The 20895-nt window shown below is 72.1% G+C and carries 17 protein-coding genes; 8 read left to right on the top strand and 9 right to left on the bottom strand.

The annotated features are described in order from the left end of the window. Window positions 1–70: 70 nt before the first annotated feature. The 4 genes from ACGF3J_RS16955 to ssd all read right to left on the bottom strand — a co-directional run bounded on the left by ACGF3J_RS16955 (window position 71) and on the right by ssd (window position 4393). On the bottom strand, window positions 71–871 hold the full coding sequence (locus tag ACGF3J_RS16955; RefSeq protein ID WP_393854241.1) for a type II secretion system F family protein: 801 nt from the start codon (window positions 869–871) through the stop codon (window positions 71–73). Further along, window positions 868–1746, bottom strand: coding sequence for a type II secretion system F family protein (locus ACGF3J_RS16950; RefSeq protein WP_393854240.1), 879 nt, complete (start codon window positions 1744–1746; stop codon window positions 868–870). Before ACGF3J_RS16950 ends, ACGF3J_RS16955 begins: the two co-directional genes overlap by 4 nt. Beyond that, the gene (locus ACGF3J_RS16945; protein ID WP_393854239.1) at window positions 1743–3008 is read right to left on the bottom strand and encodes a TadA family conjugal transfer-associated ATPase; all 1266 of its coding nucleotides are present in this window, start codon (window positions 3006–3008) and stop codon (window positions 1743–1745) included. Before ACGF3J_RS16945 ends, ACGF3J_RS16950 begins: the two co-directional genes overlap by 4 nt. A gap of 233 nt (window positions 3009–3241) precedes the next feature. Further along, the gene (ssd, locus tag ACGF3J_RS16940; RefSeq protein WP_393854238.1) at window positions 3242–4393 is read right to left on the bottom strand and encodes a septum site-determining protein Ssd; all 1152 of its coding nucleotides are present in this window, start codon (window positions 4391–4393) and stop codon (window positions 3242–3244) included. 585 nt (window positions 4394–4978) lie between these two features. On the opposite strand from ssd, the gene ACGF3J_RS16935 reads away from it, so the two are divergent. Then, the gene (locus ACGF3J_RS16935) at window positions 4979–5824 is read left to right on the top strand and encodes an HAD family hydrolase (protein WP_386934439.1); all 846 of its coding nucleotides are present in this window, start codon (window positions 4979–4981) and stop codon (window positions 5822–5824) included. A gap of 345 nt (window positions 5825–6169) precedes the next feature. Here the strand turns inward: ACGF3J_RS16935 and ACGF3J_RS16930 are convergent, their stop codons facing one another. Then, window positions 6170–6994 (bottom strand): oxidoreductase, encoded by an 825-nt coding sequence (locus ACGF3J_RS16930; protein ID WP_393854237.1) that lies wholly within the window; start codon window positions 6992–6994, stop codon window positions 6170–6172. Window positions 6995–7105: 111 nt separating this feature from the next. On the opposite strand from ACGF3J_RS16930, the gene ACGF3J_RS16925 reads away from it, so the two are divergent. Further along, window positions 7106–8086 (top strand): ATP-binding protein, encoded by a 981-nt coding sequence (locus ACGF3J_RS16925; RefSeq protein WP_393854236.1) that lies wholly within the window; start codon window positions 7106–7108, stop codon window positions 8084–8086. Between the two features lie 22 nt (window positions 8087–8108). Here ACGF3J_RS16925 and ACGF3J_RS16920 read toward each other — a convergent pair whose 3' ends face one another. After that, window positions 8109–9389 (bottom strand): hypothetical protein, encoded by a 1281-nt coding sequence (locus tag ACGF3J_RS16920; RefSeq protein ID WP_393854235.1) that lies wholly within the window; start codon window positions 9387–9389, stop codon window positions 8109–8111. A 316-nt stretch (window positions 9390–9705) separates the two neighbouring features. On the opposite strand from ACGF3J_RS16920, the gene ACGF3J_RS16915 reads away from it, so the two are divergent. From ACGF3J_RS16915 to ACGF3J_RS16890, 6 genes are all read left to right on the top strand, one after another. Then, window positions 9706–12066: a bifunctional SulP family inorganic anion transporter/carbonic anhydrase gene (locus ACGF3J_RS16915; RefSeq protein ID WP_161328743.1), complete on the top strand. Its 2361-nt coding sequence runs from the start codon at window positions 9706–9708 to the stop codon at window positions 12064–12066. 207 nt (window positions 12067–12273) lie between these two features. Continuing rightward, window positions 12274–14229: an acetate--CoA ligase gene (acs, locus tag ACGF3J_RS16910; RefSeq protein ID WP_393854234.1), complete on the top strand. Its 1956-nt coding sequence runs from the start codon at window positions 12274–12276 to the stop codon at window positions 14227–14229. Between the two features lie 212 nt (window positions 14230–14441). Next, complete coding sequence (nhaA, locus tag ACGF3J_RS16905; protein ID WP_161328745.1) at window positions 14442–15866, top strand: Na+/H+ antiporter NhaA; 1425 nt, start codon at window positions 14442–14444, stop codon at window positions 15864–15866. 114 nt (window positions 15867–15980) lie between these two features. Beyond that, the gene (locus ACGF3J_RS16900; RefSeq protein ID WP_053142649.1) at window positions 15981–16469 is read left to right on the top strand and encodes a phage holin family protein; all 489 of its coding nucleotides are present in this window, start codon (window positions 15981–15983) and stop codon (window positions 16467–16469) included. Then, a complete protein-coding gene (locus ACGF3J_RS16895; RefSeq protein WP_161328746.1) occupies window positions 16466–17419 on the top strand; it encodes an alpha/beta fold hydrolase in 954 nt (317 codons plus the stop codon). Before ACGF3J_RS16900 ends, ACGF3J_RS16895 begins: the two co-directional genes overlap by 4 nt. A 127-nt stretch (window positions 17420–17546) precedes the next feature. Continuing rightward, on the top strand, window positions 17547–17738 hold the full coding sequence (locus tag ACGF3J_RS16890; RefSeq protein ID WP_161328747.1) for a hypothetical protein: 192 nt from the start codon (window positions 17547–17549) through the stop codon (window positions 17736–17738). Between the two features lie 15 nt (window positions 17739–17753). On the opposite strand, the gene ACGF3J_RS16885 is transcribed toward ACGF3J_RS16890, so the two are convergent. From ACGF3J_RS16885 to nth, 3 genes are read right to left on the bottom strand one after another with little or no spacing between them, the layout of a single operon-like run. Next, window positions 17754–18953 (bottom strand): MarP family serine protease, encoded by a 1200-nt coding sequence (locus ACGF3J_RS16885; RefSeq protein ID WP_161328748.1) that lies wholly within the window; start codon window positions 18951–18953, stop codon window positions 17754–17756. Between the two features lie 45 nt (window positions 18954–18998). Then, window positions 18999–19712 carry a CoA pyrophosphatase gene (locus ACGF3J_RS16880; RefSeq protein ID WP_161328749.1) on the bottom strand — a complete coding sequence of 238 codons (714 nt, stop codon included), beginning with the start codon at window positions 19710–19712 and terminating at the stop codon, window positions 18999–19001. A 52-nt stretch (window positions 19713–19764) separates the two neighbouring features. Next, a complete protein-coding gene (nth, locus tag ACGF3J_RS16875) occupies window positions 19765–20772 on the bottom strand; it encodes an endonuclease III (RefSeq protein ID WP_161328750.1) in 1008 nt (335 codons plus the stop codon). Window positions 20773–20895: the final 123 nt, after the last annotated feature.

The following is a 20895-nucleotide window of genomic DNA, read 5'->3' as shown; positions in this document are numbered from 1 at the left end:
CGGTCCCGTTGTTCACTCGCTCGTCCTTCTGTTCACTCGCTCTCCGGCCCGCGCCGGTACATCCCTTGCGTCAGCGGCCACCTCCTCCGTCTCCCAGCACACCGCCGGCCAGCCCGATGACGACCGGCAGTACGCCGACCGCGATGAAGGCGGGCAGGAAGCACAGCCCCACCGGCGCGGTGACCATGACGGCCGCCCGGCGGGCCCGAGCCGTCGTGGCGCGGGCCCAGTCGGCGCGGGCCTGGGCGGCGAGCCGGGCGGCCGGACCTGCCGCGGGCAGTCCCGACACGTCGGCCCGTTCCAGCAGCCGCGCCAGCGGACCGGCGCCCGGGATCTCGGCCAACCCCCGCCAGGCGCCCTCCGGTTCACCGCCGAGACGCACCTCCGCGGCGCCACGCCCCAACGCCTCCCCCACGGGCCCGTCCAAGGCGTCCCCCACCGCCCGCGCGGCGGTCACCGGACTCGCGCCCGCGGCGACACAGGCCGCCAGCAGATCGGCCGCCAAAGGCAGTTGACGCGCGGCCTGCGCGGCGGTTGCCCCCGCCTCGGACGTACCGCCGGCCGGGCCTCGGGAGCGTCGCCGCCACAGCAACGCCGCGCCCGCCAGCCCCACCGCGGCACCGGCCGCACCCCCCACCACGACCCAGCCGGCACACACCGTGCCCAGCAGCGGCAGCCACGCGCGGGCGGCGGCCCGCACCTCCGCGGCGCGTCGTGGGGCCACGGGAGCCGGGGCCGGTGCCAACAGCCCCGTGAGCCGTCTGTGCACCGTCCGCTCCCGCCGCGCGGCTCCGAGCACCCGCACCGGCCAAACGACCGCCGCCAGAGCCCCCGCCATTACCCCCAGCCTGTGGACAACGTCCCCGCTCATGACACCGCCTCCGCTCCACGCACGATCCGCGTCACCCACCACACGCCCAGGCCCTCCAGCAGTCCGCCGGCCAGCAAGCAGCCGAGCCCTGCTCCGGTGTGCAGCAGCACGTGCAGCGGATCGGAGCCGAGGGCGACGCCGAGCAGGAGGCCGAGGACCGGCAGACCCGCGAGCATCACCGCCGTGGCCCGGGCGCCCGCCAACTGGGCGCGCAGGTCGGAGCGCTGGTCCCGTTCGGCGCGCAACGCGCCCTCCAGCCGGTCGAGTCCGGCGGCCAGTCCCGCCCCCTGGTCGACGGCGACCCGCCAGCAGGCGGCGAGTCCCCGCAGCCCCTCGGCGCCCGGCTGCCGCGCCGCTGCCACCAGCGCCGCGGGAACGTCCCCGCCGAACCGGGCCGCCGCCAGCACAGCGGCCTGCGCGTCCCCCAGCCCGCCGGAGTCCCGCTCGGCGCACAGCAGTGCCTCACCGGGCTGCCGACCCGCCCGCACTTCCCCGGCGAGTGCCCCACAGAGCGCGAGCACCGCGTCCTGCCGCCGCTCCCGGGCCCGCCTCGCATCGCCGGCCAGCCGCGTCCGCCGCAGCACCGGCACCCCGGCCGCTCCCGCCAGCAGCGGCAGCACCGAGGCGCCCAGCAGCGCCAGCGCCAGCCCCGCGACCGGGGACCACCACTCGAATCGCAGACGGCCACGGGCCCGCCGCAGCCGCTCCGACGCCCGGCGCAGCGAGGGCGGTCCAGGCTCGCCCTTACCCCCTTCCGCAAGCACCGCCCGCGCGCGTCGTACGCCGGAGTGCCATCCGCCCGCCAGCCAGGCGGCGGTCCCCAAGCACGCCAGGGCCACACCCGTCGACAGCTCGCCGGCTCCGGTCACCGTCATCGCCCACCTCCCGTCCCACGGCGGCCTCGCCCGTCGAGTCCGTCGAGTCCTCGGACCCCGTCGAGCCCTCCGCCTTCTCCGAGTCCGTCGAACCGGTCGAGTCCCTGGAGCCCTCCGAGCCCTCCGAACCCCTCGCCACGGAGCAGCTCCCGCAGCCGCGCCCAACCGCGTTCGGCCACGAAGGACGCCGTGCCCCACCGCAGGGCCGGCACCGTCCGCACCAGCCCCGACGGATCCCGCTCCAGCACATGCACTTCGGCGATCCGGCGCCCGCCGGTCCGGTCGCGGACCAGGTGCAGGACGACCGAGAGGGCGGCGGCGAGCTGACTGTGCAGGGCCGCGCGGTCCAGGCCGGCCGCCGTGCCGAGCGCCTCCAGCCGGGCCGGTACGTCGGCGGCGGCGTTGGCGTGCACCGTCCCGCACCCGCCTTCGTGACCGGTATTCAACGCCGCGAGCAGATGGACCACTTCGGGGCCGCGCACCTCGCCCACGACCAGCCGGTCCGGACGCATGCGCAGCGCCTGCCGGACCAGGTCCTCGAGGGTGACCAGGCCCGCGGCCTCCTGGTTGGCGGGTCTGGTCTCCAGGCGGACGACATGCGGGTGATCCGGCCGCAGTTCCGCCGAGTCCTCGGCGAGCACGATGCGCTCGTCCGGTCCGACAAGCCCGAGCAGCGCGCTCAGGAGCGTCGTCTTGCCGCTGCCCGTGCCTCCGCTGACGAGGAACGACAGCCGGGCCCGCAATAGGGCGCGCAGCACCCGGTCCCCGCCCGGCGGCACGGTGCCCGCCGCCGCCAGCTCGTCGAGCGTGAACGCGCGCGGCCGCACCACCCGCAGCGACAGGCAGGTGCAGCCGACGGCGACCGGTGGCAGCACCGCGTGCAGCCGGGTGCCGTCGGGGAGCCGGGCGTCCACCCACGGCCGGGCGTCGTCGAGCCGTCGTCCGGCGACGGTGGCGAGGCGCTGGGCGAGCCGCCGTACCGCCCCGGCGTCCGGGAAGGAGACGGGCGTGAGTTCCAGACCACCGCCCCGGTCGACCCAGACCCGGTCCGGTGCGGACACCAGCACGTCGGTCACCGACGGGTCGGCGAGCAGCGGTTCCAGTGGCCCGCTGCCGACCAGTTCCGACCTGAGCCGGGCCGCGGTGCCGAGGATCTCGGCGTCTCCGAGCACCCGCCCCTGTTCGCGCAGGGCCTGCGCCACGCGCGCGGGTGTCGGCTCCGCCCCGCTCTCGGCCAGCCACCTGCGCACCCCGTCGAGCATCCCGGGAGCGGGAGCCGGTCCCTGAGCCCCACCCGCGACCGAACCGGCCGACCGCACCGAACCGGCCGACCGGACCGGAGGACCGGCCCCACCCGCGGGCGTCCGAGAGGCCCAGCCGGGGACGACCGCGGCAGTCCGCCCCCTCGGCGTCTCGGGACCGCGGCCCCCGGATCCCCCGTCCACCGCGCACCCTCCTCCGCCCAGCTCCCCCGCGTAGACCGAACCCACCGCGCTCACACCACACCCCCCGTCTCCACCAGCGCCCGGTCCCAGAACTCCCGGCAGAACCGCGCCAGGGGTCCGCGGGCGGACGTGCCCGGCGGGCGTCGGCTCTCCGTGGCGCGCAGGAGTCCCGACTCGACCGGCACCTCGCCGGCCAGGGGCAGTCCGAGCAGCCGCGCCACCTCGCGGTCGTCGAGTCCGGAGGCGTACGGCCCGCGTACCGCGACGCGGAGGTCGCGCAGGACCATGCCGACCGCGGTGGCCACCCGGCCGGCCGCCGCGACGGCCCGCAACTCGGCGGGGACGACGAGGAGCCCGACGTCGAGCTGGGCGAGGACCTCCGCGACGCCGTCGTCGATCCGGCGCGGCAGGTCGACGACGACCGTGCCACCCCTGCGGCGGGCCGCGGCGAGCACCGCGCGGACGGCCTGCGCCGGTACCGCGACGCAGTCGCCCCGGTCCCAGCTGAGCACCCGCAGCGCATGCAGCTCGGGCAGCGACTCCTCCAGGGCGCCGCCTCCGACGCGTCCGCGGGATGCGGCGAACGCGGGCCACCTCAGCCCGTCGGCGCTCTCACCGCCGAGGAGGACGTCCAGACCGCCGCCCAGCGGATCGGCGTCCACCAGCATGCTGCGCATCCCCTCCCGCGCGGAGGTGACGGCGAGCGCGCAGGCCAGCGTCGACGCTCCCGCGCCGCCCCGGCCGCCGATGACGCCGACGGTGAGGGCCGGCCTGCCGACGCCCTCGGTGACGTCGGCGATGCGGTCGACCAGCCACTGCTCGCCGTCGGGCAGCACCAGCACGTGGTCGGCGCCGATCTCGACGGCCCGCTGCCAGACCCCGGAGTCGTCCTGGTCGCGGCCGACGAGGACCACGCCGCGCCTCCGCGCCGCTCCACGCACGCGCCGCGCGGCGTCGTCGCCGACGATCACTAGCGGCGCGGCCTCCCAGCCCCCGAGCTGTCCGGACGTACCGCCCCCGGTCGCCCCGGCGGACGCCCCCGGTACCGCCGGCAGCGAGTGGTGCACCTCCGGTGTGGCGCCGGCCGCGGCGCACAGGCGCAGCAGATCGTCGAGGAGTTCGGTGTCCTCGGTGACGATCAGCGGCCCGCCGCGCCGCCCTGCCGCGGTGGGCGGCGGATCGTGCGTGATGTTTCCGGCCATGGTTCGCTTCCCCCTTCGATTCGCGGCCGTGTGAAGAACCGGAAAGCGGTCCCCGCATGAACGGCCGACATGGCGTGTCCGGCAAAAAGATCCGGCCGTGGAAGTCGGCGCGGCCCGGACGCATGGGAATCACGGTGCGGCGAACGCGGAAATAGTGTGGATCTTGGTCCAAAACTGTGGACAAGTTGACGATTGTGAATATCGGCGTCACTCAAACCGGTGAGCCCTGCCGGGCCTCCCGTGCCCCCGTCCACACTCCGCCCACACCGCGTTCGCACCCGTTGCATGGCTTCCGCAGAGCAGCCTGACGACTACACCGAGTAACAGATCATGGACATGGCGACAGGGACTCCGCACGCCACCACGACACGGAGCCCGGAACGGGACGAGAGCCTGAAAACCCACCCGGACATGCGACGACCCCCGCCGGGGGGGAGAGCGGGGGTCGTCTCCACGGCCGACTCGGGGGGGGAGGAGTCGGACCGGGTTAGCACGGTCGCGAACGATCCGTGACTTCCATGGTGTACCCGAGAGCCTTCTCAGGCAAACCCACACGCCCCACCTTACGCCGAATGGGCTGCGCCTATGCTCGGGGTCGTGGAAAACCACTCCTTGCCCCACTCCATGCCCCGCACAGCGGCCTTCTTCGACCTGGACAAGACGGTCATTGCGAAGTCCAGCACGCTGACGTTCAGCAAGTCGTTCTACCAAGGCGGACTGATCAACCGCAGGGCTGTGTTGCGTACCGCATATGCCCAGTTCGTCTTCCTCGCCGGAGGGGCCGACCACGACCAGATGGAGCGGATGCGGGAGTACCTGTCCGCACTGTGCCGGGGCTGGAACGTCCAGTTGGTCAAGGAGCTGGTCGCCGAGACCCTCCACGACCTGATCGACCCGATCATCTACGACGAGGCCGCCTCCCTGATCGAGGAGCACCACACCGCCGGCCGCGACGTCGTGATCGTCTCCACGTCGGGCGCCGAGGTCGTCGAACCGATCGGTGAACTGCTGGGCGCGGACCGGGTGGTGGCGACCCGCATGATCGTGGGCGACGACGGCTGCTTCACCGGCGAGGTGGAGTACTACGCGTACGGCCCCACGAAGGCGGCGGCGATCCGGGAGCTGGCCGAGTCGGAGGGCTACGACCTGTCCCGCTGCTACGCCTACAGCGACTCGGCGACCGACGTGCCGATGCTGGAGGCCGTCGGCCACCCCCACGCGGTGAACCCGGACCGGGCGCTGCGCCGCGAGGCTCTCGCGCGCGGGTGGCCGATTCTCGATTTCCACCGGCCGGTGCGGCTCAAGCAGCGGATCCGGGGATTCTCCGTACCGCCCCGCCCGGCCCTGGTGGCCGCCGCGGCCGTCGGCGCCGCGGCGGCCACCGCGGGCCTCGTCTGGTACGCGAGCCGGCGGAGGTCCGCGGCAGCCTGACGGCACGCAGGGCCAGCAGGGCCCTTTCACCCGCGTATGAGCGCAAAAGTAAAGAAGTGCGGCGAGCACTTCCGCTTGCTCGGGGGCAGGAGTACAAAGGAATCAACGGCCCGCGAGACCAAGGACATCCGAAAGGATCACCTTAGAAAACGCATTTGGCCCCACGGACCGAGCATGGCCACTGGGCACCCACGCGACGTCGACCCGTCGATTACGGGCCAGCCGCACCAGGTGACGGGCAAAGTACCCGGCCTGATGGGCAACACATCGAGGACGCTTGGTACCCCGGTGGACATGCCAGCGGCGGTACGAGCCTTCGTACCGCCGCATTTCTGCGTCCGGCGCCTACGCCGCCCCGCGCTGGAGCGCCTCGCACACCGCCGTCGACTCGCGCGCGCCGAGTGTCACCGCCCTGCCGCAGTGGGCGATCCAGGCGGCCATGCCCTCAGGAGTTCCGGAAGCGTAGCCGTCGAGCGCCGCCAGGTAGGGCGCGCGCCCCAGTTCGGCGTAGCCGACCTCGGCGGGGCAGACCGACTTGGGGTCGAGGCCGCTGCCGACCAGGACGATGCGCTCGGCCGCGCGCGCGACCAGCCCGTTGTGGGAGGTGAAGGGCCGCAGGGCCAGGAGTTCGCCGTGCACGACGGCGGCCGTCACCAGCGCCGGCGCGGAGCCGCCCGCCGTGACCAGCGCGGCGAGCCCGTCCAGCCGGCCGTGCGCCTCCCCGGCGCCGGGCAGCGGCAGTTCGACGAGCGGTTCGTCCACCGGCTCGCCCTCCTGGCGGGGCCGTCCCACCTGGTCCGCCTTGTCGGCGGCCGCGACCAGGTGCAGCCTGGCCAGCACCCGCAGCGGCGACTGACGCCAGATGGAGAGCAGTTGCCCCGCCTCGGCGGTCAGCCGCAGGGCCGCGCCCACCGCGCGTGCCTCGGCGTCACCGCTGAAGTCGGTCCGCCTGCGGACCTCCTCCAGGGCCCAGTCCGCCCCGGACAGCGCGGCCGAGCCCCGGGCGCCGCGCAGGGCCGCCTCGGAGGTGATCTCGTTGCTGCGGCGCCGCATGATCCGGTGGCCGTAGACGCGGTCCACGGCCCTGCGTACGGACTCCACGGACTCGGCCACGCCGGGCAGTGCGCCCAGGGCCGCGAGCGGATCGGCGGTCGCGCCTGTCGTACTCATGAGTACGACCCTACGCATCCCGGCGCCACGCCCCACGAATGAGTGGTCTTCTTCACGTATTACCGGCCCCGTGTGCCACGTACAGCTATCGATCCACTACGCTTGGTGAACATGAAAATTGCTTTCGTTGGGAAGGGCGGCAGCGGCAAGACCACCCTGTCCTCCCTGTTCGTCCGCCATCTCGCCGCCGGCGGCGCACCCGTCGTCGCGATCGACGCCGACATCAACCAGCACCTCGGGGCCGCACTGGGCCTCGACGAGGCGGAGTCGGCCGGGCTGCCCGCGATGGGCGCGCACCTGCCGCTGATCAAGGACCACCTGCGCGGCACCAACCCGCGCATCCCCTCCGCCGAGAAGATGATCAAGACGACGCCGCCCGGCGAGGGCTCACGCCTGCTGCGGGTGCGCGAGGACAACCCGGTGTACGACGCCTGCGCCCGGCCGGTGGAGCTCGACGGCGGGACCGTCCGTCTGATGGTCACCGGCCCCTTCACCGACGCCGACCTGGGAGTCGCCTGCTACCACTCCAAGACGGGAGCGGTGGAGCTGTGCCTGAACCACCTGGTCGACGGCCGTGACGAGTACATCGTGGTCGACATGACCGCCGGCTCGGACTCGTTCGCCTCCGGCATGTTCACCCGCTTCGACATCACGTTCCTCGTCGCCGAGCCGACCCGGAAGGGCGTCTCCGTCTACCGCCAGTACAAGGAGTACGCCCGCGACTTCGGCGTCACCCTGAAGGTCGTCGGCAACAAGGTGCAGGGACCGGACGACCTCGACTTCCTGCGCGAACAGGTCGGCGACGACCTCCTGGTGACCGTCGGGCACTCGGACTGGGTGCGCGCCATGGAGAAGGGCCGCCCGCCCCGGTTCGACCTCCTGGAGGACGTCAACGACCGTGCCCTGCGGGCCTTGCGCACGGCCGTGGACGAGACGTACGAGTCGCGGGACTGGGAGCGCTACACGCGCCAGATGGTCCACTTCCACCTGAAGAACGCCCAGAGCTGGGGCAACGAGCGCACCGGGGCCGACCTGGCGGCGCAGGTCGACCCCGGCTTCGTGCTCGGCGAGGAGGTCGCCACCCCGGCGTGACCCCCGCGCGGGGGCCGTCGCGCTACTGCTTGGCGGCCGGTGCCCCGGGGACGCCCTTCGGCGCCGGTGCGGGCGCGGCCAACAGGAAGGGCGCCCAGCCCTTCGCGGGGGCCTCGCCGACGCCGAGGGTGCGCAGCTTCTTCAGGACCTTCGGATCCTGTGCGTCCAGCCAGTCCGCAAGCTGCCGGAAGGAGACGCAGCGCACCTCCTTCTCGTTGCACATCTGCCCGATGGCCTCCTCGATGGCGCGCATGTAGGTGCCGCCGTTCCAGGACTCGAAGTGGTTGCCGATGATCAGGGGTGCGCGGTTGCCGTCGTAGGCCCGCCGGAAGCCCTGGAGCAGGCTGTCACGCATCTGGTCGCCCCAGAACTCCCGCTTCGCGGGGTCGCCCTGGGTGGTGGTGCCCGACTGGTTGACCATGTAGTTGTAGTCCATGGTGAGCTGCTCGTAGGAGTGGCCGGGGAACGGCACGAGCTGCATCGAGAGGTCCCACAGGCCCTGCTTCTTGGCCGGCCAGACCTGGTTGTTGACGCCGCTGCTGTCGTAGCGGAAGCCCATCTCGCTCGCGGCCCGCACGAAGTTCTTCTGGCCCTCCAGACACGGGGTGCGGGCGCCGATCAGCTCCTTGTCGTAGTCGAACGGAAGAGGCGACGCGTCCCCCGTCCCGGTGTTGCTCTTCCAGGACTTCACGAACTGCTTGGCCTGGCCGATCTCGTCCTTCCACTCGTCGACCGACCACTCGCCGACACCGCCGCCGGCGCCGCAGAAGTGCCCGTTGAAGTGGGTGCCGATCTCGTTGCCCTCCAGCCACGCCAGACGCAACTGCTCGACGGTGTCGGCGATGCCCTGCTCGTCGTTGAAGCCGATGTCGGAGCGGCCCGGGGAATGCTGCGGCGGCCTGTACAGATCCCGCTTCTCCTCCGGCAGCAGATACACGCCGCTCAGGAAGTACGTCATCGTGGCGTTGTTCTCCTTGGCCACTTCACGGAAGTGGGAGAACAGTTTCTGGCTGTCCTCACCCGCGCCGTCCCACGAGAAGACCACGAACTGCGGTGGCTTCTGGCCGGGCTTGAGCCGTTCGGGGCGGGGCAGGTGCGGCTGCGCTCCGGTGTAAGCGGTGGAACCGTCGCCGATCAGGCGGACCGCGTTCTTCGGCGCCGGGGCGGCTTCCCCCTTTTCCTTCTGCGAGCCATGTGTCCCTTCACCGGAACCGCTGCCGCTGTCGAGCGCGCAACCGGCGAGTGCGGAGGCGCAGACCGCCGCGACCACGGTGCACGCGGCCATCCTGCGGGTGGTGGCCATGTTCCGCCCACCTTCTTCCTTCTCTCGGGCCAACGCCGACGAGGCGATGTCGGGTGCTGAGCCGGGCCATGCCGTCAGCGCGGTCAAGGTGACACGGAAATGAGAAGGAATTAGTACGACAAGCCGATGAAATAACCGGTTCACTCGACTGAGCGGCCCATTACTCCATTTGCGCGAAAAGCCTATGCCTTTTCTTTACTCTGAATTACGCTCTGTTTACTGAGCGCAATCACCGCGCTCTGGCATCCCGCCGCTGTACGCCGTGACCCACGGCCGCATGACCGCGACCGCGCAGCCCCGGAGGAGACGGGAAAAGATGTCAGCCTGCGTCCCCGCCCACACCGATTCGGCCCGTACCGAGCACGTCCACCCACCGCACAGCCCGCCGCCCCGCGGCCCCAGGCGCTTCCGCGTGGCGGGCGCCGACGTGTCGGCCGCCATCGCGGTCTTCCTGATCGCCCTGCCCCTCTCCCTGGGCATCGCCCTCGCCACCGGCGCCCCCCTCCAGGCCGGCCTCGTCGCCGCCGCGGTGGGCGGGATCGTCGCCGGGTGGATCGGCGGCTGCCCACTCCAGGTCAGCGGCCCCGCCGCCGGTCTCACCGTGGTCACCGCCGACCTCATCCAGCAGTACGGATGGCGCACGACCTGCGCCATCACCGTCGTCGCCGGCCTCGCCCAACTGGGCCTCGGCTGCCTGCGCGTGGCCCGCTCGGCCCTCGCCGTGAGCCCCGCCATCGTGCACGGCATGCTCGCCGGCATCGGCGTCACCATCGCCGTCGCCCAGCTGCACATCGTCCTCGGCGGCACCCCGCAGAGTTCCGTGCCCGACAACCTGATCGCGCTCCCCGCGCAGCTGGCGAACCTGCGCCCGGCCGACGTGGCGGTGAGCGTGCTGACGCTGACCCTGCTGACGTTCTGGCCCCGCGTGCCGGGCCGGGCGGGGCGGCTCCTGGGCAAGATGCCCGCCGCCCTGATCGCCGTCGCGGGCGCCACCGTGGTCGCCGCCCTCGCCGGGCTCCGCCTGCCCAAGGTCGACCTGCCGTCCTGGAGCAGTCACGCGCTGGCGACGCTGCCCGAGGGTCCGGTGCTCGGGCTGGTCGCGGCCGTCCTCACCACCACGCTGGTGTGCAGCGTGCAGTCCCTGCTCGGCGCGGTCGCCGTGGACAAGCTGGTCGCCGCCCGGCCGGGGCTGACCGGCCGCGTCGAGCGCTCCAACCTCGACCGCGAGCTGCTCGGACAGGGCGCCGCGAACATCGTCTCCGGGTCGCTCGGCGGACTGCCCATCGCCGGCGTGGCCGTGCGCAGTTCCGCGAACGTGGCGGCGGGCGCCGTCAGCCGGAACTCCACGATGCTGCACGGCGTTCTCGTAGTGATCGCCGCGCTCCTGCTGGTCCCGGCCCTGGAGCTCATCCCGCTCGCCTCACTTGCCGCCCTGGTCATGGCCGTCGGCCTCAAGATGGTCTCGCTGAACCACATCCGCACGGTGACCCGCCACCGTGAGGTGCTGGTCTACGCGGTCACCACCACCGGTGTGGTGTTCCTCGGCGTCCTGGAGGGCGTTGCCCTGGGCATCGCCGTCGCCGTCGCCGTGGCCCTGCACCGGCTCACCCGCATGCGCATCACCCACGACGAGACCGCGGGCGTCCACCACGTGCACGTGCGGGGCCAGTTGACGTTCCTGGCGGTGCCCCGGCTCAGCCGGATCCTGCACCAGGTGCCGCACGGATCGGCCGCCGTCGTGGAGCTGGACGGGTCGTTCATGGACCACGCGGCGTTCGAGACGCTGCAGGACTGGCAGAAGACACACACCGCGCAGGGCGGATCCGTCGACATCACCGGCCGCCGTCCCGGCACCCGCATCTCCGAACCGGCGGACACGGACAACTGCCGCTGCCGCCCCTGGACCCCCTGGCGCAACCACCAGTGCGAGCGGCCGCCCACCGCGCCCCCGCCCGGCACCGGCCGGCCGGATGCCACCGGCGACGCCGCCGACCCGGCGCCCGGTGCGGCCGACGGACGCGAACTCGCGCGCGGCATCAGCGCCTTCCAGCGCAACACCGCCCCCCTGGTCCGCGGCGAGCTGGCCCGGCTGGCCCGGGAGGGTCAGCAGCCCTCCCAGCTCTTCCTGACCTGTGCCGATTCCCGGGTCGTCACATCGATGATCACCTCCAGCGGCCCCGGCGACCTCTTCGTCGTACGCAATGTGGGCAACTTCGTACCGCTGCCCGGCGACGAGGGCGACGACTCGGTGGCCGCCGCGATCGAGTACGCGGTGGACGTGCTGAAGGTGCGGTCCATCACCGTGTGCGGGCACTCCGGGTGCGGAGCCATGCAGACGCTGCTCAACGCCGAGCCCGGCGGCAGGCAGACGCCGCTCAAGAGATGGCTGCGGCACGGGCTGCCGAGCCTGGAGCGCCTGCCCGAGGACGACGGCACCCGGCCCCGCCTCGCCGGGCGCGGGCCCGCAGACGCGGCCGAGCAGCTCTGCCTGGCCAACGTGGTCCAGCAGTTGGAGCACCTGCGCGCCCACGAGTCGGTGTCCCGGGCCCTGGGCGCCGGCGACCTGGAACTGCACGGCATGTACTTCCACGTCGGCGAGGCCCAGTCGTACCTGCTCGCGGAGAGCGGCGGGGAGGCCGTGTTCGAGCGGGTGCTGGAGACCGACCTGACCGCCTGACCGCCCCTGGGGTGTGACGGGCGTTACAGAGGCTGAACTCGGCACCACCGACGTCCGTGGGTACGGGTGACCAGGGCCGCGAAGGGAACGCGGCAAAGGAACACGACAGGTCTAAACCAATTGCCCGTCGGCCCTTGTCACCGGCCCCCCGGGTCTGATGAGCTGTGGCCTGGGACACAACGGACAACCCTGAGAAAGGGAGATGTCGTGAGCAACGAATCCTTGGCCAACCTGCTCAAGGAAGAACGCAGGTTCGCACCCCCCGCCGACCTGGCCGCGAACGCCAACGTCACGGCAGAGGCGTACGAACGGGCCAAGGCAGACAGGCTCGGCTTCTGGGCCGAGCAGGCCCACCGGCTGACCTGGGCCGAGGAGCCGACCGAGACGCTCGACTGGTCGAACCCGCCGTTCGCCAAGTGGTTCAAGGACGGCAAGCTCAACGTCGCCTACAACTGCGTCGACCGGCACGTGGAGGCCGGGCACGGCGACCGCGTCGCCATCCACTTCGAGGGCGAGCCCGGCGACAGCCGCTCCGTCACCTACGCCGAGCTAAAGGACGAGGTCTCCAAGGCCGCCAACGCCCTGCTGGAGCTGGGCGTGCAGAAGGGCGACCGGGTCGCGGTCTACATGCCGATGATCCCGGAGACGGCGATCGCGATGCTGGCCTGCGCCCGGATCGGCGCCGCGCACTCCGTGGTCTTCGGCGGCTTCTCCTCCGACGCCCTCGCCACCCGCATCCTGGACGCCGACGCCAAGGTCGTCATCACCTCCGACGGCGGCTACCGGCGCGGCAAGCCGTCCGCGCTCAAGCCGGCCGTCGACGAGGCCGCCGAGCGGGCCGGCATCGTCGAGCACGTGCTCGTCGTCCGCCGCACCGGGCAGGACGTCGCCTGGGACGACTCCCGGGACAAGTGGTGGCACGAGACCGTCGACCGGCAGCCGGCCGGGCACACGCCGGAGGCGTTCGACGCCGAGCACCCGCTGTTCATCCTCTACACGTCCGGAACGACGGGTAAGCCCAAGGGCATCCTGCACACCTCCGGCGGCTACCTCACCCAGACGGCGTACACGCACTGGGCGGTCTTCGACCTCAAGCCGGAGACCGACGTCTACTGGTGCACCGCCGACGTCGGCTGGGTCACCGGCCACTCCTACATCGTCTACGGCCCGCTGGCCAACGGCGCGACGCAGGTCATGTACGAGGGCACCCCGGACACCCCGCACCAGGGCCGGTTCTGGGAGATCGTGCAGAAGTACGGCGTGACGATCCTCTACACCGCGCCCACCGCGATCCGGACGTTCATGAAGTGGGGCGACGACATCCCCGCGAAGTTCGACCTGTCCTCCCTGCGCGTCCTCGGCTCGGTCGGCGAGCCGATCAACCCCGAGGCATGGGTCTGGTACCGCAAGAACATCGGCGCGGACGCGACCCCGGTCGTGGACACCTGGTGGCAGACCGAGACCGGCGCGATGATGATCACGCCGCTGCCCGGTGTCACCGAGGCCAAGCCGGGCTCCGCCCAGCGCCCGCTGCCCGGCATCAGCGCCACCGTCGTCGACGACGAGGCCCGCGAGGTGCCGAACGGCGGGGGCGGTTACCTGGTCCTCACCGAGCCGTGGCCGTCGATGCTGCGCACCATCTGGGGCGACGACCAGCGGTTCATCGACACGTACTGGTCGCGTTTCGAGGGCAAGTACTTCGCGGGCGACGGCGCCAAGAAGGACGACGACGGCGACATCTGGCTCCTCGGCCGGGTCGACGACGTGATGCTCGTCTCCGGCCACAACATCTCCACCACCGAGGTCGAGTCGGCCCTCGTCTCCCACCCCTCGGTCGCCGAGGCGGCCGTGGTCGGCGCGGCCGACGAGACAACCGGACAGGCCATCGTGGCCTTCGTGATCCTGCGCGGCACGGCGGCGGAGTCCGAGGACCTGGTCGCCGAGCTGCGCAACCACGTCGGCACCGCGCTCGGCCCGATCGCCAAGCCCAAGCGGATCCTGCCGGTGGCCGAGCTGCCGAAGACCCGCTCCGGCAAGATCATGCGGCGCCTGCTGCGGGACGTGGCGGAGAACCGCCAGCTCGGAGACGTCACCACCCTGACCGACTCCACCGTCATGGACCTCATCCAGACGAAGCTCCCCGCGGCACCCAGCGAGGACTGAACCACCTGCTCCGAGGGCACCCGGCGAAACCGCCGGGTGCCCTTTTCGCGCATTTGGCACCCTTATGCACAGTTGCAAAGATCACCCGGCCGCCGCGCCAGGGTTTGGGTACCCTAAAAAGCGCGTAAGAGAACCCACAAGATCCTCATGGTGTGCCGGGAAGTCTGGTCGGCGAGTGTTCCAGTGCTGCCCACAGACCGGAGGTCTTCCCCGTGACCGCGCCCCGCACCCCCCGCAAAGCCTTCGGACGCCTGTCCCTCCCGGAGCGGAACTACGTCGCGGAGGCGCTGCGCACCGAGACCGTCGGCGGTGTGCTGCTGCTGGTCGCCGCGGTCGCCGCACTGGTGTGGACGAACATACCGGCGCTGCACGACAGCTACGAGAGCGTCAGCGACTTCCACTTCGGCCCCGCGGCCATCGGCCTGGACCTCTCCGTCGCCCACTGGGCCGCCGACGGCCTCCTCGCGATCTTCTTCTTCGTGGCCGGCATCGAGCTCAAGCGCGAACTCGTCGCCGGTGACCTCAAGGACCCCAAGGCCGCCGCCCTCCCCGTGGTGGCCGCCCTGTGCGGCATGGCCGTACCGGCCCTCGTCTACACCGTCACCGCCACCACGGGCGGCGGCTCCCTGGCCGGCTGGGCCGTGCCCACCGCCACCGACATCGCCTTCGCGCTCGCGGTGCTCGCCGTCATCGGCACGTCCCTGCCGAGTGCCCTGCGCGCGTTCCTGCTGACGCTCGCGGTCGTCGACGACCTGTTCGCGATCCTGATCATCGCGGTCTTCTTCACCTCCGACCTGAACTTCGCCGCACTGGGCGGCGCAGTCGTCGGCCTCGGCGTCTTCTGGCTGCTGCTGCGCAAGGGCGTGCGCGGCTGGTACGTGTACGTCCCGCTCGGCCTCGTGATCTGGGGGCTGATGTACAACAGCGGCATCCACGCCACCATCGCCGGTGTCGCGATGGGCCTGATGCTGCGCTGCCACCGGCGCGAGGGCGAGGAGCACGCGCCGGGCGAGCACATCGAGCACCTGGTGCGCCCCCTGTCGGCGGGCCTGGCCGTGCCGCTCTTCGCGCTGTTCAGCGCGGGTGTGTCCATCTCGGGCGGAGCGCTCGCCGACGTGTTCACCAGGCCGGAGACCCTCGGTGTGGTGCTGGGCCTCGTGATCGGCAAGACGGTCGGCATCTTCGGCGGCACCTGGCTGACCGCGCGCTTCACCAAGGCCTCGCTCAGCGACGACCTCGAATGGGCCGACGTGTTCGCGGTGGCGACGCTGGCCGGCATCGGGTTCACCGTCTCGCTGCTCATCGGAGAACTGGCCTTCGAGGGCGACGCGGCGCTGACGGACGAGGTGAAGGCCGCCGTCCTCACCGGCTCGCTGATCGCGGCGGGCCTGGCGACGGTGCTGCTGAAGATACGGAACGCCAAGTACCGCGGGATGGTGGCCGACGAGGAGCGCGACGACGACCTCAGCGGCGTACCGGACATCTACGAGGAGGACGACCCCGCCTACCACCTGCGCGTGGCCGCCATCTACGAGAAGAAGGCCGCCGAGCACCGCCGGATCGCCGAGGAGATGGAGGGCGCACGGCTTGCCGAAGTGAAGGGCGGGGCAGGCGATGAGGGCGGCGGTCCGGCATGATCTGACGAGACGGTACAAAAGACGGGACCGTTCGCGCTCGGACCGGACGCATCGGGGCCGAGGACGACGTCACGAAACCGTACGCAGATGAGCCAGCAGAAGAGGGAGACCGCGATGAGCGCACCCGACGGCAGCCCGGTCGGCACCGAACGCAGCATCGGCCAGCTGTTCGCCTCGGCGACCACCGAATTGTCGGCGCTCGTGCACGACGAGATCGCGCTGGCCAAGGCGCAGCTGAGGCAGGACGTCAAGCGCGGGGCGACGAGCGGCGGCGCGTTCTCCGCGGCCGGGGCCGTCCTCCTGTTCTCGCTGCCGATGCTGAGCTTCGCGCTCGCCTACGGCATCCGGACCTGGAGCGGCTGGAACATGGCCGTCTGCTTCCTGCTGTCCTTCGCGGCGAACGTCCTCGTCGCGGCGCTCCTCGCGCTGATCGGCATCGTCTTCGCGAAGAAGGCCAAGAAGGGCAAGGGCCCGCAGAAGGTCGCCGCCTCGGTGAAGCAGTCGGCGGGCGTGCTGCAGAACGCCAAGCCGCACCCGCGTCCGGAACTGCCCGCCGACCGGTCCCCCGAAGCCATCGAGGCTGTGGCACGCTCGTCCTCATGACCGGCTCCACCACCCCTTCGGGCCCGCCCCCCACCTCGGTCGTCCGGCCGGCCATGCCCGGCGGCCACGAGGTGATCCACCGGGACGTCGCGGCCAACGGCGCCCGCTTCCACATCGCCGAACTGGGCGACGGGCCGCTGGTGCTGCTGCTGCACGGCTTCCCCCAGTTCTGGTGGACCTGGCGGCACCAGCTCGTGGCGCTCGCCGACGCCGGCTTCCGTGCCGTCGCCATGGACCTGCGCGGGGTCGGCGGCAGCGACCGCACCCCGCGCGGCTACGACCCCGCCGGCCTGGCCCTGGACATCACCGGGGTGGTCCGCTCGCTCGGCGAGCCGGACGCCGCGCTGGTCGGCCACGATCTGGGCGGCTACCTGGCCTGGACGGCCGCGGCGATGCGGCCCAAGCTGGTGCGGCGGCTCGCGGTCTCCTCGATGCCGCACCCCCGGCGCTGGCGCTCGGCCATGCTCGGAGACGTACGGCAGAGCCGGGCGGGCTCCTACATCTGGGGGTTCCAGCGCCCGTGGGTGCCGGAGCGTCAACTCACCGCGGACGACGGCGCGCTGGTCGGCCGGCTGCTCCACGACTGGTCGGGGCCGCGGCTGCTGGACGAGGAGGCGGTGACGGCGTACCGGCGCGCGATGTGCGTTCCCTCCACGGCGCACTGCTCCGTCGAGCCGTACCGCTGGCTGGTGCGTTCGCTGGCCCGTCCGGACGGCATCCAGTTCTACCGCCGCATGAAGCGGCCGGTGCGCGTGCCGACCCTGCACCTGCACGGTTCGCTCGACCCCGTGATGCGGACGCGGAGCGCGGCCGGGTCCGGGCAGTACGTCGAAGCGCCGTACCGCTGGCGGCTGTTCGACGGTCTCGGGCACTTCCCGCACGAAGAGGATCCGGTCGCGTTCTCGACCGAACTGATCAACTGGCTGAAGGATCCCGAACCCGATCGGTGACGGAATGAACGCATCCCGCATCCGAACCAGAACGCTTGTCCTATGAACGGCCACTTGCCCCGCGCATAGGCCAATTGGGCGCCCGCCGAGCGGTTATCGACCTTGGGTCGGGGGCACACGTCCCGGTATGGGCTGGACGCACGACTACAACGACGTAGCACGCGACGGCCGCTCCACGAGCGGCATGAACATCCACCGAGGAGGCGGCACCCCGCAACTGGCGGGTGCGGACCCACGGGTGGGCATCCCCCTCATCCTGCGCCGCCGGGCCCGCTGGGTCTCGGTACGGCTGCGCCACCAACGCGGCTCGCAGGTCTAGGCGGGCGGTTGGCGCTCAGAGCGCGCAGCTGTCGCTGTCCACCTGCTGGTTGGCGGCGCGGCCCTCGCTGATGTCCTCGCGGATCTCGTCCACGGTGAGCGCGTAGCCGGTCTCGGGGTCGTCCAGGGACTTGGCGAAGACCACGCCGTAGACCTCGCCCTCGGGCGTCAGCAGGGGGCCACCGGAGTTGCCCTGACGGACGGTCGCGTACAGCGAGTAGACGTCACGGCCGACGGTGTCGCGGTGGTAGATGTCCGGACCGTTGGCGGTGATGCGCCCGCGGATGCGGGCGGCACGGACGTCGTAGGCGCCGTTCTCCGGGAAGCCCGCCACGATCGCGCCGTCGTCGCGGCTCGCGTCCTCGTCCGTGAACCGCAGGGCGGGCGCGTCCAGTTCCGGCACGTCGAGTACGGCGATGTCGCGCCGCCAGTCGTAGAGGACGACCGTCGCGTCGTACTTCCTGCCCTCGCCCCCTATCTGCACGGTGGGCTCGTCGACGCCGCCCACCACGTGGGCGTTGGTCATGACCCGGCGGTCGCCGAAGACGAAACCGGTGCCCTCCAGGACCTTGCCGCAGTCGGGGGCGGTGCCCATGACCTTGACGATGGACCGCTTGGCGCGGTCGGCGACGGGGCTGTTCGCCAGCGCGGGGTCGGGCGGCTGCGTGTCGGGGATCGACTCGTTGGAGAAGGGGCTGAAGACCTGCGGGAAGCCGTTCTGCTCAAGGGCCGAGGTGAAGCTCTCGAACCAGCTGTCGGCCCCCGCGGGCAGCACCTCCTGCATACCCCCCAGCACCGTGGACTGCCGCACCTCCTTGCCGATCGTCGGCATCGTGGTCCGGGCCAGCGCGGAACCGATCAGCCAGGCGACCAGGAGCATGGCGACGACGTTGACCAGGGCGCCGCCGGTCGCGTCCAGGGCGCGGGCCGGGGACCAGGTGATGTACCGGCGCAGCTTGTTGCCCAGATGCGTGGTGAGGGCCTGGCCGACGGAGGCGCACAGGATGATGACGACGACCGCGACGACGGCGGCGGTCGTGCTCACCTCCGCGTTGTCCGTCAGTACGTCCCAGACGACCGGCAGCAGATAGACGGCGACGAGACCGCCCCCGAGGAAGCCGGTCACCGACAGGATGCCGACGACGAAGCCCTGGCGGAACCCGACGATCGCGAACCAGACGGCGGCCAGCAGCAACAGGATGTCCAGCACGTTCACTGATTCAGGCCTCGCCTTGTCGTCTTCGGTACGCAGGCCACCCTGTCATGCGCGCCAGTCCAGCGGGACCTGCTTGTCCCGGTCCCAGGGCCGCTCCCAGCCCGCGAAGTGCAGCAACCGGTCGATGACACCGGCGGTGAAGCCCCACACGAGCGCCGATTCGACCAGGAATGCCGGGCCCCGGTGCCCGCTGGGATGGACGGTGGTCACCCGGTTGGCCGGGTCCGTGAGATCCGCCACGGGGACGGTGAAGACCCGCGCGGTCTCGTTGGGATCGACGACGCCGACCGGGGAGGGCTCGCGCCACCAGGCCAGCACCGGGGTGACGACGAAGCCGCTGACCGGGATGTAGAGCTTGGGCAGGGCACCGAAGAGCTGCACACCGGACGGGTCGAGCCCGGTCTCCTCCTCGGCCTCGCGCAGGGCGGCCCGCAGCGGCCCGTCGCCCCGCGGATCACCGTCCTCGGGGTCGAGGGCGCCGCCCGGGAAGGCCGGCTGGCCGGGGTGGGAGCGCAGGGAGCCGGCCCGCTCCATGAGCAGCAGCTCGGGGCCGCGGCCGGCCCGGCCCGCGCCGTCCCCGAAGAGGATCAGCACGGCGGACTGGCGGCCGGCCCCGTCCGCGGGCGGCAGGAAGCGGCTCAGCTGCGTGGGCCGCACCGTCTCGACGGCCCGCACCACCGGGTCCAGCCAGCTGGGCAGACCCTCCTTGCTGAGCATCGCGCCCCGCGCGTGGCCCTGCGTGTCGCTCGCCCGTGTCATCCACACCCCCGTCCTGCCGACTCCAACGCCCGGCGCCCCCGGGATCGTTCCGTCACGCGGACCCCAGCGGCGGTGCCGCCTTCCCGCCCGCGTCCAGGTAGGCCCGCGGCGGGTTCAGCCGCTGGCCGGGGAAGCCGCCCTTCTCGTACTTCAGCAGCTTCTTCGCCTTCTCCGGGTCCGTCTCGCCCTCGCCGTACGCCGGGCAGAGCGGGGCGATGGGGCAGGCGCCGCAGGCGGGCTTGCGGGCGTGGCAGATGCGGCGGCCGTGCCAGATCACGTGGTGCGAGAGGTCCGTCCAGTCACTCTTCGGGAAGAGCGCGCCGACGGCGGCCTCGATCTTGTCCGGGTCGGTCGCATCGGTCCACTCCCAGCGGCGCACCAGGCGCTGGAAGTGCGTGTCCACGGTGATGCCGGGACGGCCGAAGGCGTTGCCGAGCACGACGAAGGCGGTCTTGCGGCCCACACCGGGCAGTTTGACCAGATCTTCGAGGCGGCCGGGGACCTCGCCGCCGAAGTCCTCCGCCAGGGCCTTCGACAGCCCTATGACCGACTTGGTCTTGGCCCGGAAGAACCCGGTCGGGCGCAGGATCTCCTCGACCTCCTCGGGGTTGGCGGCGGCCAGGTCCTCGGGGGTGGGGTACTTGGCGAAGAGCGCGGGGGTGGTCTGGTTGACCCGCAGGTCGGTGGTCTGGGCGGACAGCACCGTGGCCACGACCAGCTGGAACGGGTTCTCGAAGTCCAGCTCCGGGTGGGCGTACGGGTAGACCTCGGCCAGCTCGCGGTTGATCCGGCGGGCCCGGCGGACCAGGGCGGTGCGCGACTCGCCGCGCGGCGGCTTCGCGGCGACGGTCTTCGCCGGGGCGACGCCCTTGACGGCGGCGGAGGCCTTCTTGGGGGCGACGGCGGGCGTCTTGGCGGGAGCCTGCCTCTTGGCGGACGCGGTCCTCTTGGCGGGCGCGGTCTTCTTCGCGGACGCGGTCTTCTTCGCGGGCGCGGACTTCTTGGCAGAGGCCGCCTTCTTCGCGGGGGTCGCCTTCTTCGCGGGCGCGGACTTCTTCACGGCATCCTTCCCCGCGGTCACCCTCTTGGCAGGCACCGCCTTCTTTGTCGCTTTCGCCGATTTCCTACCGCCATCGGGGCCCTGTTCGCCCACAGCGGAATCGCGACGTGCACTCACCCGCGC

Origin of the sequence: Streptomyces sp. NPDC048171, assembly GCF_043202655.1 — a bacterium.
GTDB lineage: Bacteria > Actinomycetota > Actinomycetes > Streptomycetales > Streptomycetaceae > Streptomyces.
This window is presented reverse-complemented; position numbering and strand designations above follow the sequence as displayed.